The sequence below is a fragment of the Stenotrophomonas sp. SrG genome (genome assembly GCF_050031795.1).
Lineage (GTDB): Bacteria > Pseudomonadota > Gammaproteobacteria > Xanthomonadales > Xanthomonadaceae > Stenotrophomonas > Stenotrophomonas rhizophila_A.
The window spans coordinates 12,323-26,355 of the sequence record NZ_JBNBBE010000003.1 but is presented as its reverse complement, the minus strand read 5'-3'; the positions used below and the strand labels follow the sequence as shown (position 1 = coordinate 26,355).

Sequence of the window (14,033 nt, the reverse complement as noted above, 5' to 3'; positions counted from 1 at the left end):
TCTGCGCCGAGGGCAGCGGACTGACAGTCCGCTCTACCAGTCCGCTCTACCTCTGCGCCGCCGCTTATCCCAGACGCGCCAATACCGCGTCGGTGGCCTGCGTGGTGCTCACCGCCTGGCCCTTGGCGGCCAGGTCGGCGGTGAACACCCCATCGTCCAGCGCGGCATGTACGGCCGCTTCCACGGCGGCTGCTTCGGCTTCCAACCCCAGCGAATGGCGCAGCAGCATCGCAGCGCTGAAGATCGTGGCGTACGGGTTGGCGATGCCCTTGCCAGCGATATCCGGCGCCGAGCCGTGGATCGGCTCGTAGATCCCGACCGCACCCGGCTCACCCAGCGACGCCGACGGCAGCAGGCCCAGCGAACCGGCCAGCATCGAAGCCTCATCGGTGAGGATGTCGCCGAACATGTTCTCGGTCACGATCACGTCGTACTCGCGCGGCTTGGCCAGCAGGTGCATGGCCATCGAATCGACCAGCTGGTGCTCCAGCGCGATCTCCGGGAATTCCTCACGGCCGATCCGCGCCGCCACGTCACGCCACAGGCGCGAAGTTTCCAGCACGTTGGCCTTGTCCACCGAGGTGACCTTGCCACGGCGCTGCCGTGCCAACCGGAACGCGCTGCGCATCACCCGCTCGATTTCGCCCACGCTGTAGCTGCACAGGTCACTGGCGGTGTCGGCGGTGCGCGTCTTCTCGCCGAAGTAGATGCCGCCGGTGAGTTCGCGCACCACCACGAAGTTCACGCCCTCCAGCAGCTCCGCCTTGATCGGCGAGGCGCCCAGCGCGGCCGGGTGGGTGCGCACCGGGCGCAGGTTGGCATACAGCCCCAGCGCCTTGCGGATGGCCAGCAGGCCCTGTTCCGGGCGCACTTTCGCGTTCGGGTCGGACCACTTCGGGCCGCCCACCGCGCCCAGCAGGATCGCGTCGGCCTGGCGGCAGGCCTCCAGCGTGGCCGCCGGCAGCGGCTCGCCGTGGCGGTCGATGGCGATGCCGCCGATATCGTGTTCGCTGAAATGGAAGGTGTGGGCAAAGCGTTCGGCCACCGCGCCCAGCACCGCAACCGCGGCCGCGGCGACTTCCGGACCGATGCCATCACCGGGCAATACGACAATCTCAGCGTGCATGTTCACTCTCGTAACGTTCAATGTCAGGGGTACGACCCAACAGATACCCCAACTGGTCCACGCCTTCCAGCAGACAGGTCTGCGAGAAGCCGTCCAGCGGGAAGGAATACACCCGGCCATCGGGCGTGCGCAGCTCGCGCGCGGCGATGTCCACGGTCAATGCGTCGTCGGGGCGCTGCATCAGCGTCTGCACGTCGGCTTCGTCGAGCACGATCGGCAGCAGGCCGTTCTTCAGCGCATTGCCGCGGAAGATATCGGCGATTTCGCTGCTGACGATCGCGCGCAGGCCCAGGTCGGCCAGTGCCCACGGGGCGTGCTCGCGCGAGGAGCCACAGCCGAAGTTGCGCCCGGCCAGCAGGATGCTGCGCCCGGCGTTGTGCGGCTGGTTGAAGGCGAAACCCGGGTTCGGGCTGCCATCGGCCTGCCAGCGCCAGTCGTTGAATGCGTGCTTGCCCAGCCCGGCGCGTTCGGTGGTGGACAGGAACCGCGCCGGAATGATCTGGTCGGTGTCGATGTTGGTCTCGCGCAGCACCACGCTGGTCGAGGTCAGGGTGCGGAAGCCGCTCATCAGGCCACCTCCTGGCTGGCGTACAGTTCACGCGGGTCGGCCACGTGGCCATTCACCGCTGCCCAGGCGGCCGTCATCGGCGAGGCCAGCAGCGTGCGCGAGCCCGGGCCCTGGCGACCTTCGAAGTTGCGGTTGCTGGTGCTCACCGCCAGCTGCCCCGGAGCGACCAGGTCGCCGTTCATGGCAATACACATCGAACAGCCCGGCTCGCGCCATTCGGCGCCGGCGGCGCGCACGATGGCATCGATGCCTTCGGCTTCGGCCTGGCGCTTGACGATCTCCGAACCCGGCACCACCAGCATGCGCACGCCATTGGCAACGCGGCGGCCCTGCAGCACCTGCGCCACTTCGCGCATGTCGCTCAGCCGGCCGTTGGTGCACGAGCCGACGAACACCACGTCCACCGGCGTACCGGCCAGCGTCTGCCCGGCGTGGAATTGCATGTAATCCAGGCCCTTCTGGTCGGCCGCGTCGTTGGCGGCCGGGATCGGGGCGTCCACGGCGATCGCCGTGCCCGGATGCGTTCCCCAGGTCAGGGTCGGGCGGATGTCGGCCGCGTCGATGTGCACTTCCACGTCGAAGCGCGCGCCGGCATCGCTGCGCAGCTGCTTCCACTGCGCCACGGCGATGTCGAACTCCGCGCCCTTGGGGCCGCGCGGCGTATTGGCTACCCAGTCGAAGGTGACCTGGTCCGGCGCGACCATGCCGGCGCGCGCGCCGGCTTCAATGGACATGTTGCACAGGGTCATGCGCTGCTCCATGTCCATCGCGGTGATCGCGCTGCCCCGGAACTCCAGCACATGGCCGGTGCCGCCGTTGACCCCGATCACGCCGATGATGTGCAGCACCACGTCCTTGGCGCCCACGCCCGGCGCCAGTGCGCCATCGACGGTGATCGCCATGGTCCGGGCCTTGCGCTGCAGCAGGCACTGGGTCGCCAGCACGTGGCCCACTTCGCTGGTGCCGATGCCGAACGCCAGCGCGCCGAACGCACCGTGGGTGGAGGTATGGCTGTCACCGCACACGATGGTCATGCCCGGCTGGGTGAAACCCTGCTCGGGTGCGATCACGTGCACGATGCCGCGGTTGGCCGACTGCAGGTCGAACAGCTCGATGCCGTGCTCGGCGCAGTTGCGCGCCAGCATGGCGACCTGCGCTTCCGAAGCGGCACTGGCGTACGGCAGCTTGCCGTCGGCACCGGCCGGCAGGGTCGGGGTGGAGTGATCCATGGTGGCCTTGGTCCGGTCCGGGCGGCGCGGCGACAGGCCGCGCTCGCGCAGTTCGGTGAAGGCCTGCGGCGAGGTCACTTCATGGATCAGGTGCAGGTCGATGTACAGCACGGCGGGCGCGATGTCCGATTCGGGCACGACCACGTGGGCGTCCCACAGTTTGTCGTACAGGGTGCGGGGAGCTGGGGTCATGGAATGGCCTTGCTGTGGTTCATGTGACGATAGGGCGGTTCGGGTCGGTCAGGAAGTGCGCAGCCGCGCCTCGAAGCGCAGCCGCACGTAATCGGCGGTCCATTGGCCGTGCGCATTGCGCTGGGTCGGCGCCAGCAGCGCCACGGTGTCATCCAGCACGCGCTGGCGCTGGGCGGCATCCAACCCCACCAGGAACGGCGAGGCGAAGGTGCGCAGCCAGCCCTGCATGCCGGTGGGCAACACGGTCGGGCGCGCCAGGCATTCGATATGGCGGACCTGGAAGCCGTGCGCGCGCAGGCGGTCGGCGTACGCGTCCGCGCTGGGGAAGTACCACGGGAACGCCGGCACCGCATGGCCGTTGCTGCACAGGGCGGCCTGCAGTGCGCTGGTGATGGTGGCCACGTTGCCCTGGCCGCCCATCTCGGCGACGAAGCGGCCACCGGGCCGCAGCGCACGGCGCACGCCGTCGATCACCCTGTCCGGTTCCCGCATCCAGTGCAGCGCCGCGTTGCTGAACACCGCATCGAAGCAGCGCTCGAAGGTCATCGCATGCGCATCCATCAGCCGTGCATCGATCCCACGCGCACGCGCGCCACCGATCAGCTCCGGCGAACTGTCCACGCCGGTCACGTGCGCACCGCTCAGTGCCAGATCGAAGCTCAGCACGCCATCGCCGCAGCCCAGGTCAAGGATCCGCTCGCCGCGCTGCGGGTCGAGCAGGCGCGCCACCGCACCGCCGAGCAGCGGCACGAAGCCGGCGTCGATGGCGTAGTCGTGCGCGTTCCAGTGTTGGGAAGCATCGGCGGTGTAGGGGCTGTCGAAGGCACTCATGCGTGGGTTCCTCAGGCGGCGGCAGTGGCCGCGGGGTGTTCGGCGCTGGCCTGGCGCTGGCGCAGCAGGCGGTTGGCCACGTCCAGCCAGGCCAGCGCCGAGGCTTCGATGATGTCGCGGCTGGTGCCGGTGCCTTCGTATTCCACGCCATCGTGGCGCACGCTCAGGTTGGCTTCGCCGCGCGCGTCGGCGCCGATGCCCACGCTGTGCACGTGGTAGCTGTCCAGCATCAGCTGTACGCCGGTGGCGGCCGACAGCGCGCCGAACAGCGCGTCCACCGGGCCATCGCCCTGCGCGGTTTCGGCCACGCGGTTGCCGTCCGGGTCGGACAGTTCGACCAGCGCGTTGGCGCGGCTGCCCACGTCGCTGATGGTCATCGAGGCCAGCCGGTAGCCGTTCTGGGTGGAGCTGCCCTGCATGAGTACCTGCAGGTCGGCGTCGGTGACCACGCGCTGCTGCTCGCACAGGGTCTTGAACTGCTCGAACACCAGCTTCAGCTCTTCTTCCTCCAGCCAGAAGCCCAGGGCACGCAGGCGCGCTTCAACCGCCGCGCGGCCACTGTGGCGGCCCAGCACCATCTGCGAATTCTCCCAGCCCACGTCTTCCGGGCGCATGATTTCGTAGGTGCCGCGGTGGCGCAGCATGCCGTGCTGGTGGATGCCCGATTCGTGCGCGAAGGCATTGGCGCCCACGATCGCCTTGTTGCGCTGGACCGGCATGCCGACCAGGCGCTGCAGCAGCTGCGAGGTGGACACGATGCGCGGGGTGTTGATGCGGGTGTCTTCCTCGTAGAAGGCGTTGCGGACCTTCAGCACCATGGCCAGCTCTTCCAGCGAGCAGTTGCCGGCGCGCTCGCCGATGCCGTTGATGGTGCACTCCACCTGGCGGGCGCCGCCTTCGATGGCCGCCAGCGAATTGGCCACGGCCAGGCCCAGGTCGTTGTGGCAGTGCGTGCTGAAGATGATGCGGTCGCTGTCGGGCACCCCGGCGATGACCCGCTGGAACATGCCGCGGATCTCTTCCGGGGTGGTGAAGCCCACGGTGTCGGGCAGGTTGATGGTGGTGGCGCCGGCGGCGACGGCCACGCGGGCCACTTCGATCAGGAAGTCTTCTTCGGTGCGGGTGGCATCCTCGGCCGAGAATTCCACATCGTCGATGTAGCTGCGCGCCAGGTTCACGTGCTTGTGCACCGATTCCAGTACCTGCTCGCGGCTCATGCGCAGCTTGTGCTCGCGGTGCAGCGGGCTGGTGGACAGGAACACGTGCAGGCGCGCATTGGCGGCTGCGTCCAGGGCCCTGGCCGAGGTTTCGATGTCGGCGGCCAGGCAGCGCGACAGCACCGCCAGGGTCGGCCGGCGCACTTCGCGGCCGATCATCGCCATCGCGTCGCGGTCGGACTGCGAGCTGGCCGGGAAGCCGGTTTCGATGACGTCCACGCCCAGCTCGTCGAGCGCGCGTGCCATCACCAGCTTCTGCTGCGGGCTCATGCTGCAGCCGGGCGATTGCTCGCCGTCACGCAGGGTGGTGTCGAAAATTCGAATTCGGGGGGAGTTGGGCGTATTCACCAGGAGGTCTCCTCGACGGCAAGGTCGGATGGCAAGGCAGGGGAAGGAAGGACGATGGAATTCGGGGGTGGCGCGAGCACGGTCGGTAGCGGTGGCCGTGTTCGCTCGCTGGCGCGGCGGCGCGGTTTGCGCGGCGGGCGCGGGCGGATGTCGGACAGGAGCTGGGCCAGCACCATGGCGTCGATGTTGCCGCCGGAGACCACCGCGCACTTGCGCTTGCCCGCCACGCGGCGACCGGCGGCCAGCGCCAGCGCGCCGGCGCCTTCGGCGATGATGTGTTCTTCCAGCGCCAGCCGGACCAGGGTTTCGCGCAGTTCGGCTTCGCGCACGATCACTACGTCGTCCAGCAGCGCACTGCACAGGCGGCGGGTCAGGGTGCCAGGGATCTTCACTTTCACGCCGTCGGCCAGGGTGGCCACCGGTGCGATCTCGCGCGTGTCGCCGCGGATCGCGCGGGCCATCGAATCCACGCCCTCGACCTGCGCGCCGACGATGCGCACGCCCTGCGATTTCAGCGCCAGCGCGACGCCGGAGGCCAGCCCGCCACCGCCGATCGGCACGATCACCACGTCCGGCGCATGCGCGGCCAGTTCGATCCCCAACGTGCCCTGGCCGGCGATCACGTCGGGATCGTCGAAGGCGGACAGGAAGCGGTAGCCGTGCTGGTCGGCCAGGGCGCGCGCGAAGGCGTACGCCTCGTCGTAACTGCTGCCGTGCTGGCGCACGGTGGCGCCCCAGTGGGCAACGCCGGCGATCTTGGTCGCCGGGGCACCGTGCGGCATCACCGTGATGGCCGGGATATCCAGCCGGTAGGCCGACCACGCCACGCCCTGGGCATGGTTGCCGGCCGAGGCGCAGATGACCGGGCGGTCATCCCCGCGTTCGCGCCCGGCCAGCAGCGCGTTCAATGCGCCGCGCACCTTGTACGAGCCGGTGCGCTGCAGGTTTTCCAGCTTCAGCCAGGTGCCGAACCGCTCCGCATAATGCAGCGGCGTGGGTGGCAGGAACCGGCGCAGCCGCGCCTGCGCGGCCAGCACGTCGGCGACGCTTACGTCGCCTACTTCGGATTCCTGCGGGGCACGGCTAGCCGGCATGGCGGCTCCGCAGATCGCACGCGGGATGACGGACGCGGTCGTGCGTGGGCGACGGGCCTTGAAGAAGACCCCTCCGTACCGGCACCGGAATCACGGCGCGGGCGTTCATACGGTTACTCCAGTCCCCGGCTCCAGCGCGCTGATCCGCACCGAAACGCAGTCATAGATCTTCTCGATCTGGCGGCACAGCGTCTCCGGCGGACGGGTGCTGTCCACCACCAGCTGCAGGTGCCAGCGACCATCGTCGGCCGCATTGGGCGCACCCACGATCGCGCGCGGCGCAAAGCCACGGCGTTCGGCCATGCCGATAACGCGCAGCAGCGCGCCTTCGGCGGGAACCAGCACCAGGTCAAGCCGGTATTGCATGGGGGAACTCCTGGGGCTGATGGGCGGGGTTGCTTTCCAGCATCGTGCTGTTGGCGTTGTTGGGCGGCACCAGCGGCCATACGTTGGCGCGCGCATCGATGGCCACATGCAGCAGCGCCGGGCCGGGTTCGGCCAGCAGCGCGGCCAGGCCGCCTTCGACGTCGTCGCGGTTCTCGATGCGGGTGGCCGGAATGCCGAACACCTTGGCCAGCGCGGCGAAGTCCGGGTTGTCGGACAGGTCGATCTCGCTGTAGCGCTCGGCGAAGAACAGCTCCTGCCACTGGCGGACCATGCCCAGCGAGCTGTTGTCCAGCAGCACGATCTTCACCGGCAGGCGGCAGCGGGCGATGGTGGCCAGCTCCTGCACGTTCATCATGAAGCTGCCGTCGCCGGAGACCAGCACCACGGTGCGGTCGGGGCAGGCGAACTGCGCGCCCATCGCCGCCGGCAGGCCGAAGCCCATGGTCCCCAGCGCACCGCTGGTCAGGTGGTTGCGCGGGTGGTTGAACCGACAATGCTGCGCCACCCACATCTGGTGCTGGCCGACATCGCAGGCAATGATCGCGTCGGCCGGCGCCACTTCGCTCAGGCGCTTCAGCAGCGCCGGGGCATAGATGTGCGCGCCCGGCGCGTCGTAGCGCGCGGCGAAGCGCTCGCGGTGCCCGGCGCAGCGCTTGCGCCATGCCTCCTGCGATGCGGCGGCGCGCGGCAGGGCCGCCGTCAGTGCGCGCAGCGCGGTGCCGACATTGCCCGGCACCGCCACATCGGCGGTACGCAGCTTGGAAATCTCATACGCGTCGGCATCGATATGGATGACGCGGGCGAACGGGGCGAACTCGTTCAACTTGCCGGTAGCGCGGTCGTCGAAGCGTGCACCGACCACCACCAGCAGGTCGCTCTCCTGCACGGCCATGTTGGCTGCGCGGGTGCCGTGCATGCCCAGCATGCCCAGGTAATGCGGGTGCTGCGCCGGCAGCCCACCCAGACCGCGCAGGGTCAGCACGGTGGGAATGGCGGTGGCATCGACGAAGGCACGGAAGTCCTCCACCGCATCGCCCAGTGCGACACCGCCGCCGGCGTAGATCACCGGCTTTTCGGCGGCCTGGATCGCGGCGATGGCATCGGCCAGCGCGGCGTCGGCCGGGGCCACCGGCGGGTTGACCGTTTCCGGCACGTGCGCCGGCAGGTGGCTGGCGTCGGCGATCTGCACATCCTTGGGCAGGTCGATCAGCACCGGGCCGGGGCGGCCTTCGCGCGCAATGCGGAACGCCTCACGGACGATCCGCGGCAGGTCGTCGACCGAACGCACCAGCCAGCTGTGCTTGACGATCGGCAGGGTCAGCCCGAACACGTCCAGTTCCTGGAACGCGTCGGTGCCCAGCAGCGGGGTGGCGACCTGGCCGGTGATGCAGACCATCGGCACCGAATCCAGCATCGCATCGGCGATGCCGGTGACCAGGTTGGAAGCGCCCGGGCCGGAGGTGGCCACGCAGACGCCAACGCGGCCGCTGGCGCGGGCATAGCCGTTGGCCGCCAGGGCCGCGCCCTGTTCGTGGCGCACCAGGATGTGCTTCAGCCCTGAATCCACCAGGGCGTCGTAGAAGGGCATGATGGTGCCGCCCGGATAGCCGAACAGCGTATCGACGCCCTCGGCTTCCAGGGCCTGCGTCAACCAGCGTGCGCCGTTGCGGGGCGCGGTGCTGTGTGCGGAGGTGTTCATGCGGTGACCTTTGCGAAAGCGGTGGGGGAGCCGCGCGGTTACGCGGCTTGACTTTGCAACCAGACCATCTTGGCGCGCAGTTCCTTGCCTACCTTCTCGATCGGGTGTTCCAGGTCGGCCTGCTTGAACTTGTTGTAGTTCGGCAGGCCCGCTTCGTATTCGGCCACCCAGTTCTTGGTGAACGTGCCGTCCTGGATGTCGGCCAGCACCGCCTTCATGCGCTCCTTGGTGCCGGCGTCGATCACCCGCGGGCCGCTCACGTAATCGCCGTACTGCGCGGTTTCGGAGATGAATTCCAGCATGCGGGTGATGCCGCCTTCGTAGAACAGGTCCACGATGAGCTTCAGTTCGTGCAGGACTTCGTAATAGGCGATTTCCGGCTGGTAGCCGGCTTCCACCAGCGTTTCGAACCCGGCCTGGACCAGTGCCGAGGCGCCGCCACACAACACGGCCTGTTCACCGAACAGGTCGGTTTCGGTTTCTTCCTTGAAGGTGGTCTGGATCAGGTTGGCGCGTGCGCCGCCCAGGCCGGCGGCATAGGCCAGGGCGTACTCGGCGGCCTTGCCGCTGCGGTCCTGGTAGACCGCCCAGATGCACGGCACGCCGCGGCCGATTTCGTATTCGCGGCGGACCAGCGCGCCCGGGCCCTTGGGCGCAACCAGCACCACGTCCAGGTCTTCGCGCGGGGCGATCATGTTGAAGTGCACGTTCAGGCCGTGGGCGAACAGCAGCACCGCGCCCTGTTTCATGTTCGGCGCCAGCACGTCTTCGTAGAGTTTCTTCTGCACCATGTCCGGGGTCAGCACGGCGACCAGGTCCGCATCCTTGACCGCCTCGGCCGGTGCCTTGACGGTGAAACCGTCGGCCTGTGCCTTGACCTCGGTCGGGCCGCCCGGACGCAGGCCGATGACCACGTCGAAACCGGATTCACGCAGGTTCAATGCGTGGGCGCGGCCCTGGCTGCCGTAGCCGACAACAGCGATCTTGATCTGGGGCAGGTCGTTGGTGCTCATGGGGGAGGTCCTTTGGAGGAAAAAATCGGAGGGTTCTGAAACGAAAAAACCCGCACCAGGGTGGGTGCGGGTTTTGATGGATACCTGGCAGTTCTACTTACACGCCGGTCCGTCCCGCACCTGTTGGTTGGGTAATAAGTACGAGGACAAGAAGCGAACGGATGGAGGCCGCGCCGGGACCGGCGTGCTCGATGGATTCGCGAATGGGCGTGTGGCGCTGCAACATGTGATCGAGAAAACCACAGCGGTTTTGCCGCTGTCAACCGTGTTTGGACAATTTCCAACGGTTTCCGCTGTATCCAGCGCAAAGCCCCGCCGCATAAGGATGGTTGCGCGTGAAAGCGTTCCGGTGAACGTCAATTCAAGTTTTGAAGCCCGGTTTCTGCGCGGATCAGGCTGTCGTGGATGGCCCCGTGCATGACCATTGTCGGATGTGCGCAGCACGCCTCAACCGCCACCATCGAACGCTTTCCACCCCTCCAGGAAACTCCTCCGTGACCCGACCCCTTGTCCGTGCCGCCCTGGCTGCCGCGCTGCTGTGCGCCCTGCCGATGCTGTCTTCTGCCGCCGACCGGGTCACCGGGCATGGCTTCGCCACCCGCTCGGAAGTGATCGCCCCGCACGCGATGGCGGCCACCTCGCAGCCGCTGGCCACGCAGATCGCGCTGGATGTGATGAAGGGCGGTGGCTCGGCGGTGGATGCGGCGATCGCCGCCAATGCCGCGCTGGGGCTGATGGAGCCCACCGGAAACGGGGTGGGCGGGGACCTGTTCGCGATCGTGTGGGATCCGAAAACGCAGAAGCTGTACGGCTACAACGGCTCGGGCCGTTCGCCGAAGTCGCTGACCCTGGCCGAGTTCCAGCGCCGGGGGCTGAAGGACATCCCGGCCACGGGTCCACTGCCGGTGTCGGTGCCGGGCGCGGTGGATGGCTGGTTCGCGCTGCATGACCGCTTCGGCCGCAAGCCGATGGCCGACAACCTGGCGCCGGCGATCCGCTACGCGCGCGAGGGCCACCCGGTGGCGGAGGTGATCGCCTACTACTGGGACCGGTCGGTGCCGAAGCTGTCGCAGTACCCAGGCTTCAAGGAGCAGTTCACGATCAACGGGCATGCGCCGCGCAAGGGTGAGCTGTGGAAGAACCCGAACCTGGCCAACACGCTGGAGCAGATCGCGCAGGGCGGCCGCGATGCGTTCTACAAGGGCGACATCGCGCGCACGATCGGCACCTACTTCAAGGCCAATGGCGGTTACCTGAGCTACGACGACATGGCCAGCCACCACGGCGAGTGGGTGGAGCCGGTGAGCAGCAACTACCGGGGGTATGACGTGTGGGAGCTGCCGCCGAACAGCCAGGGTATCGCGGCGCTGCAGATCCTGAACGTGCTGGAGGGGTACGACTTCTCGAAGATTCCGTTCGGCTCGCCGGAGCATGTGCACCTGTTCGTGGAAGCCAAGAAGCTGGCCTTCGCGGACCGCGCGCGCTTCTACACCGATCCGGCGTTCCAGCCGGCGCCGGTGGCCAAGCTGGTGTCGAAGGAATATGCGGCTGAGCGGCGCAAGCTGATTTCAATGGACAAGGCGCTTCGCGAGGTGCAGCCGGGCACGCCGAAGCAGCTGGAAGAGGGCGACACGATCTACATGACGGTGGCCGATGCGGACGGGATGATGGTATCGCTGATCCAGTCCAACTACCGCGGCATGGGCAGCGGCATGGCGCCGCCGGGGCTGGGTTTCATCCTGCAGGATCGCGGCGAGATGTTCGTGCTGCGCAAGGACCACCCCAATGGCTATGCGCCGGGCAAGCGTCCGTTCCAGACCATCATTCCGGGCTTCGTGACCAAGGATGGCAAGCCGTGGATGAGCTTTGGCGTGATGGGCGGTGCGATGCAGCCGCAGGGGCACGCGCAGATCGTGATGAACCTGGTGGATTTCGGCATGAACCTGCAGGAAGCCGGTGATGCGCCGCGCATCCAGCATGAAGGCTCGACCGAACCGACCGGGCAGGCCACGGCGATGAGCGACGGCGGCGAGGTGAACCTGGAAACCGGCTATCCGTATGAAACGGTGCGCGCGTTGATGCGCAAGGGGCACCGCGTGACGTTCGCTGACGGTCCGTACGGCGGGTACCAGGCGATCATGCGCGACCCGGAAACCGGGGTGTATTACGGTGCTTCGGAAAGCCGCAAGGATGGGCAGGCAGCCGGATACTGAGCAGTGCGGTGTAGCCACGCGGTGCGTGGCTGCTTCATGCATCTTTGCGAACAGCCTTTGGTTCTCGCATGCCCTGAGCTGGGCCGGCGGGTGCGGGGGTACGGGGGGTGCCGTGAACCCATCCATGGGGGCTCTTGCGAAACATCCATGTTTCGCAAAGCCCCCGTACCCCCGCCCCCGCCGACCCTCGACGGTGTGTTGGTGGCCATGGAAGATCAACGGCAGTGCCGATCATTTCCGTGCGTTACCGGACGGTGGTGCGTTCCGTGCGTTCGTTCGGGAACCGAACCCACCAGCGCACCGCACCGCGTAGAGCCACGCCCTGCGTGGCTACCTTTTGCATCCGCATGCGACCATCTGTCGGGGGCGGCCGGCGGGTAGCCACCGGAGGGACTGTCAAAAACATGGATGTTTTTGCCAAGCCCCCATGGATGGGTTTACGGCGTGTCCCGGAGCGTGGCTGGCCGACGGCCGCCCTGCACGGATGAACTGAAACGCTGCTCTTACCTCTTACGTATCCGCCCGCGACGCCTCATCACGCGTCTCTTCCTGCGCGGCGATCTCTCGCTCGATCCAGGCATCCATCATCCGCCGCGCGCGCAACGCGCGTCGGCGCTGCAGGGCGTATTCCATGTCGAGGACGCGGTACAGCGACCACATGACGGCCAGCATCAGCAGTGCGAAGGGCAGGGCGGCGATGGTGATCATGCCCTGCAGCGCGTCCAGGCCGCCGGCCAGCAACAGCACGGCGGCGATCAGGGCAATCGCCACGCCCCAGGTGATCTTCCGCGACAGCGGCGGGTCGCCGGCTTCGTCGGTGGACATGCTGGCCAGTACCAGCACCGCCGAGTCTGCCGAGGTGACGAAGAAGATGATCAGCAGCACCAGTGCGATCACCGAGAGCACGGTGGGCATCGGCAGGCTGTCGAACATGGTGAACAGCACGGTTTCGTAGCCGGTGCCCAGTGCCTGCACCAGGTCCACATGGCCGAAGATCTGCGACCACAGCGCGGTGCCGCCGAACACCGAGAACCACAGGAAGCCCAGCACGCTGGGTGCGATCACCACGCCGAGCACGAATTCGCGGATGCTGCGCCCGCGCGAGACGCGGGCGATGAACGAGCCCACGAACGGTGCCCAGGCAATCCACCACGCCCAGTAGAAGATCGTCCAGTCGGCCACCCAGGTGCTGCCCGAGAATGGCGACATGCGCAGGCTCATGGTCACCAGCTGGTTGAGGTAGGCGCCGATGGTGGTGGTGAAGGTATCGAAGATGAAGGCAGTGGGGCCCAGCACCAGGACCAGCGCCAGCAGTAACGCGGCCAGGCCGAGGTTGAGGTTGGAGAGCCACTTGATGCCGCGGTGCACGCCGCTGGCGGTAGAGGCCATGTACAGCACGAAGGCGACGGCGATGATGGTCAGCTGCAGCGGCGCGCCGGCGTGCAGGCCGAACACGCGGTCCAGCCCGGCGGCGATCTGGATGGTGCCAAAGCCCAGCGTGGTGGCCACGCCGATCGCGGTGGCCACCACCGCCGCAACATTCACCACGGTGCCGATCCACCCCCGGTGGTGCGCGCCGATCAGTGGCTGCAGCAGGTCGCTGATCAATCCACGTCCGTTGCGGTTGAACTGGAACCAGGCCATCGCCAGCCCGATCAGTGCGTAGATCGCCCACGGGTGCAGGCCCCAGTGGAAGAACGCATAGCGCATCGAGGCGCGTGCCGCTTCCATGCTCTGCGGGGGCAGGCCTTCGGGTGGGGTGACGAAGTGCGAGACCGGTTCGGCCGCGCCCCAGAACACCAGGCCGATGCCCATGCCGGCGGCGAACAGCATCGACATCCAGCTGGCGTTGGAGAAATCCGGTTCGGCATCTTCACCGCCGATCCGCAGCGAGCCCAGCCGCCCGAAAGCGAGATAGAGCAGGAACGAGAGCGTGATGAACACCACCAGCAGGTACAGCCAGCCGGCACTGCGGACGATATGCACCAGTCCGCCGCGCACGATTTCGTTGAACGGGTCGGGTGCCACCCCAGCGGCCAGCACCAGCAGTACCACCAGGGCGATGGAGAGTCGAAATACCATGCGCGGCAGTCTAGCCAAGGCGGCATGACATGGC

At 67.7% G+C, this 14,033-nt stretch carries 11 protein-coding genes; 1 reads left to right on the top strand and 10 read right to left on the bottom strand.

The genetic code is table 11. The features are described 5' to 3' along the window. Positions 1-64: 64 nt before the first annotated feature. The 9 genes from leuB to ilvC form a co-directional block, all read right to left on the bottom strand. Positions 65-1,126: a 3-isopropylmalate dehydrogenase gene (gene leuB, locus ACQG3P_RS03770; RefSeq protein WP_426804249.1), complete on the bottom strand. Its 1,062-nt coding sequence runs from the start codon at positions 1,124-1,126 to the stop codon at positions 65-67. Continuing rightward, complete coding sequence (leuD, locus tag ACQG3P_RS03765) at positions 1,116-1,694, bottom strand: 3-isopropylmalate dehydratase small subunit (RefSeq protein ID WP_068853941.1); 579 nt, start codon at positions 1,692-1,694, stop codon at positions 1,116-1,118. The genes leuB and leuD overlap by 11 nt, the downstream gene beginning before the upstream one ends. Next, complete coding sequence (gene leuC / locus ACQG3P_RS03760) at positions 1,694-3,115, bottom strand: 3-isopropylmalate dehydratase large subunit (RefSeq protein ID WP_426804248.1); 1,422 nt, start codon at positions 3,113-3,115, stop codon at positions 1,694-1,696. The genes leuD and leuC overlap by 1 nt, the downstream gene beginning before the upstream one ends. Positions 3,116-3,163: 48 nt before the next feature. Further along, the gene (locus ACQG3P_RS03755) at positions 3,164-3,946 is read right to left on the bottom strand and encodes a class I SAM-dependent methyltransferase (protein ID WP_426804247.1); all 783 of its coding nucleotides are present in this window, start codon (positions 3,944-3,946) and stop codon (positions 3,164-3,166) included. 11 nt (positions 3,947-3,957) lie between these two features. Continuing rightward, positions 3,958-5,511 (bottom strand): 2-isopropylmalate synthase, encoded by a 1,554-nt coding sequence (locus ACQG3P_RS03750; protein WP_426804246.1) that lies wholly within the window; start codon positions 5,509-5,511, stop codon positions 3,958-3,960. Continuing rightward, entirely contained in the window at positions 5,508-6,605 is a 1,098-nt protein-coding gene (locus ACQG3P_RS03745) for a threonine dehydratase (protein WP_093533609.1), read from the bottom strand. The genes ACQG3P_RS03750 and ACQG3P_RS03745 overlap by 4 nt, the downstream gene beginning before the upstream one ends. Positions 6,606-6,710: 105 nt before the next feature. Further along, complete coding sequence (locus tag ACQG3P_RS03740) at positions 6,711-6,971, bottom strand: ACT domain-containing protein (protein ID WP_068853936.1); 261 nt, start codon at positions 6,969-6,971, stop codon at positions 6,711-6,713. Further along, a complete protein-coding gene (ilvG, locus tag ACQG3P_RS03735; protein ID WP_184125506.1) occupies positions 6,955-8,691 on the bottom strand; it encodes an acetolactate synthase 2 catalytic subunit in 1,737 nt (578 codons plus the stop codon). Before ilvG ends, ACQG3P_RS03740 begins: the two co-directional genes overlap by 17 nt. 38 nt (positions 8,692-8,729) lie before the next feature. Further along, on the bottom strand, positions 8,730-9,704 hold the full coding sequence (ilvC, locus tag ACQG3P_RS03730) for a ketol-acid reductoisomerase (RefSeq protein ID WP_320458023.1): 975 nt from the start codon (positions 9,702-9,704) through the stop codon (positions 8,730-8,732). A gap of 494 nt (positions 9,705-10,198) precedes the next feature. Between ilvC and ggt the strand changes: the two genes are divergently transcribed. After that, positions 10,199-11,917, top strand: coding sequence for a gamma-glutamyltransferase (gene ggt / locus ACQG3P_RS03725; RefSeq protein ID WP_095362889.1), 1,719 nt, complete (start codon positions 10,199-10,201; stop codon positions 11,915-11,917). 510 nt (positions 11,918-12,427) lie between these two features. On the opposite strand, the gene ACQG3P_RS03720 is transcribed toward ggt, so the two are convergent. Continuing rightward, the gene (locus ACQG3P_RS03720) at positions 12,428-13,999 is read right to left on the bottom strand and encodes a BCCT family transporter (RefSeq protein ID WP_249833064.1); all 1,572 of its coding nucleotides are present in this window, start codon (positions 13,997-13,999) and stop codon (positions 12,428-12,430) included. Positions 14,000-14,033 lie beyond the last annotated feature (34 nt).

Coding starts and splice junctions, on each gene's coding strand:
- leuB (WP_426804249.1), bottom strand. CDS start 1,126: ATGCACGCTGAGATTGTCGTATTGCCCGGTGATGGCATCGGTCCGGAA.
- leuD (WP_068853941.1), bottom strand. CDS start 1,694: ATGAGCGGCTTCCGCACCCTGACCTCGACCAGCGTGGTGCTGCGCGAG.
- leuC (WP_426804248.1), bottom strand. CDS start 3,115: ATGACCCCAGCTCCCCGCACCCTGTACGACAAACTGTGGGACGCCCAC.
- ACQG3P_RS03755 (WP_426804247.1), bottom strand. CDS start 3,946: ATGAGTGCCTTCGACAGCCCCTACACCGCCGATGCTTCCCAACACTGG.
- ACQG3P_RS03745 (WP_093533609.1), bottom strand. CDS start 6,605: ATGCCGGCTAGCCGTGCCCCGCAGGAATCCGAAGTAGGCGACGTAAGC.
- ACQG3P_RS03740 (WP_068853936.1), bottom strand. CDS start 6,971: ATGCAATACCGGCTTGACCTGGTGCTGGTTCCCGCCGAAGGCGCGCTG.
- ilvG (WP_184125506.1), bottom strand. CDS start 8,691: ATGAACACCTCCGCACACAGCACCGCGCCCCGCAACGGCGCACGCTGG.
- ilvC (WP_320458023.1), bottom strand. CDS start 9,704: ATGAGCACCAACGACCTGCCCCAGATCAAGATCGCTGTTGTCGGCTAC.
- ACQG3P_RS03720 (WP_249833064.1), bottom strand. CDS start 13,999: ATGGTATTTCGACTCTCCATCGCCCTGGTGGTACTGCTGGTGCTGGCC.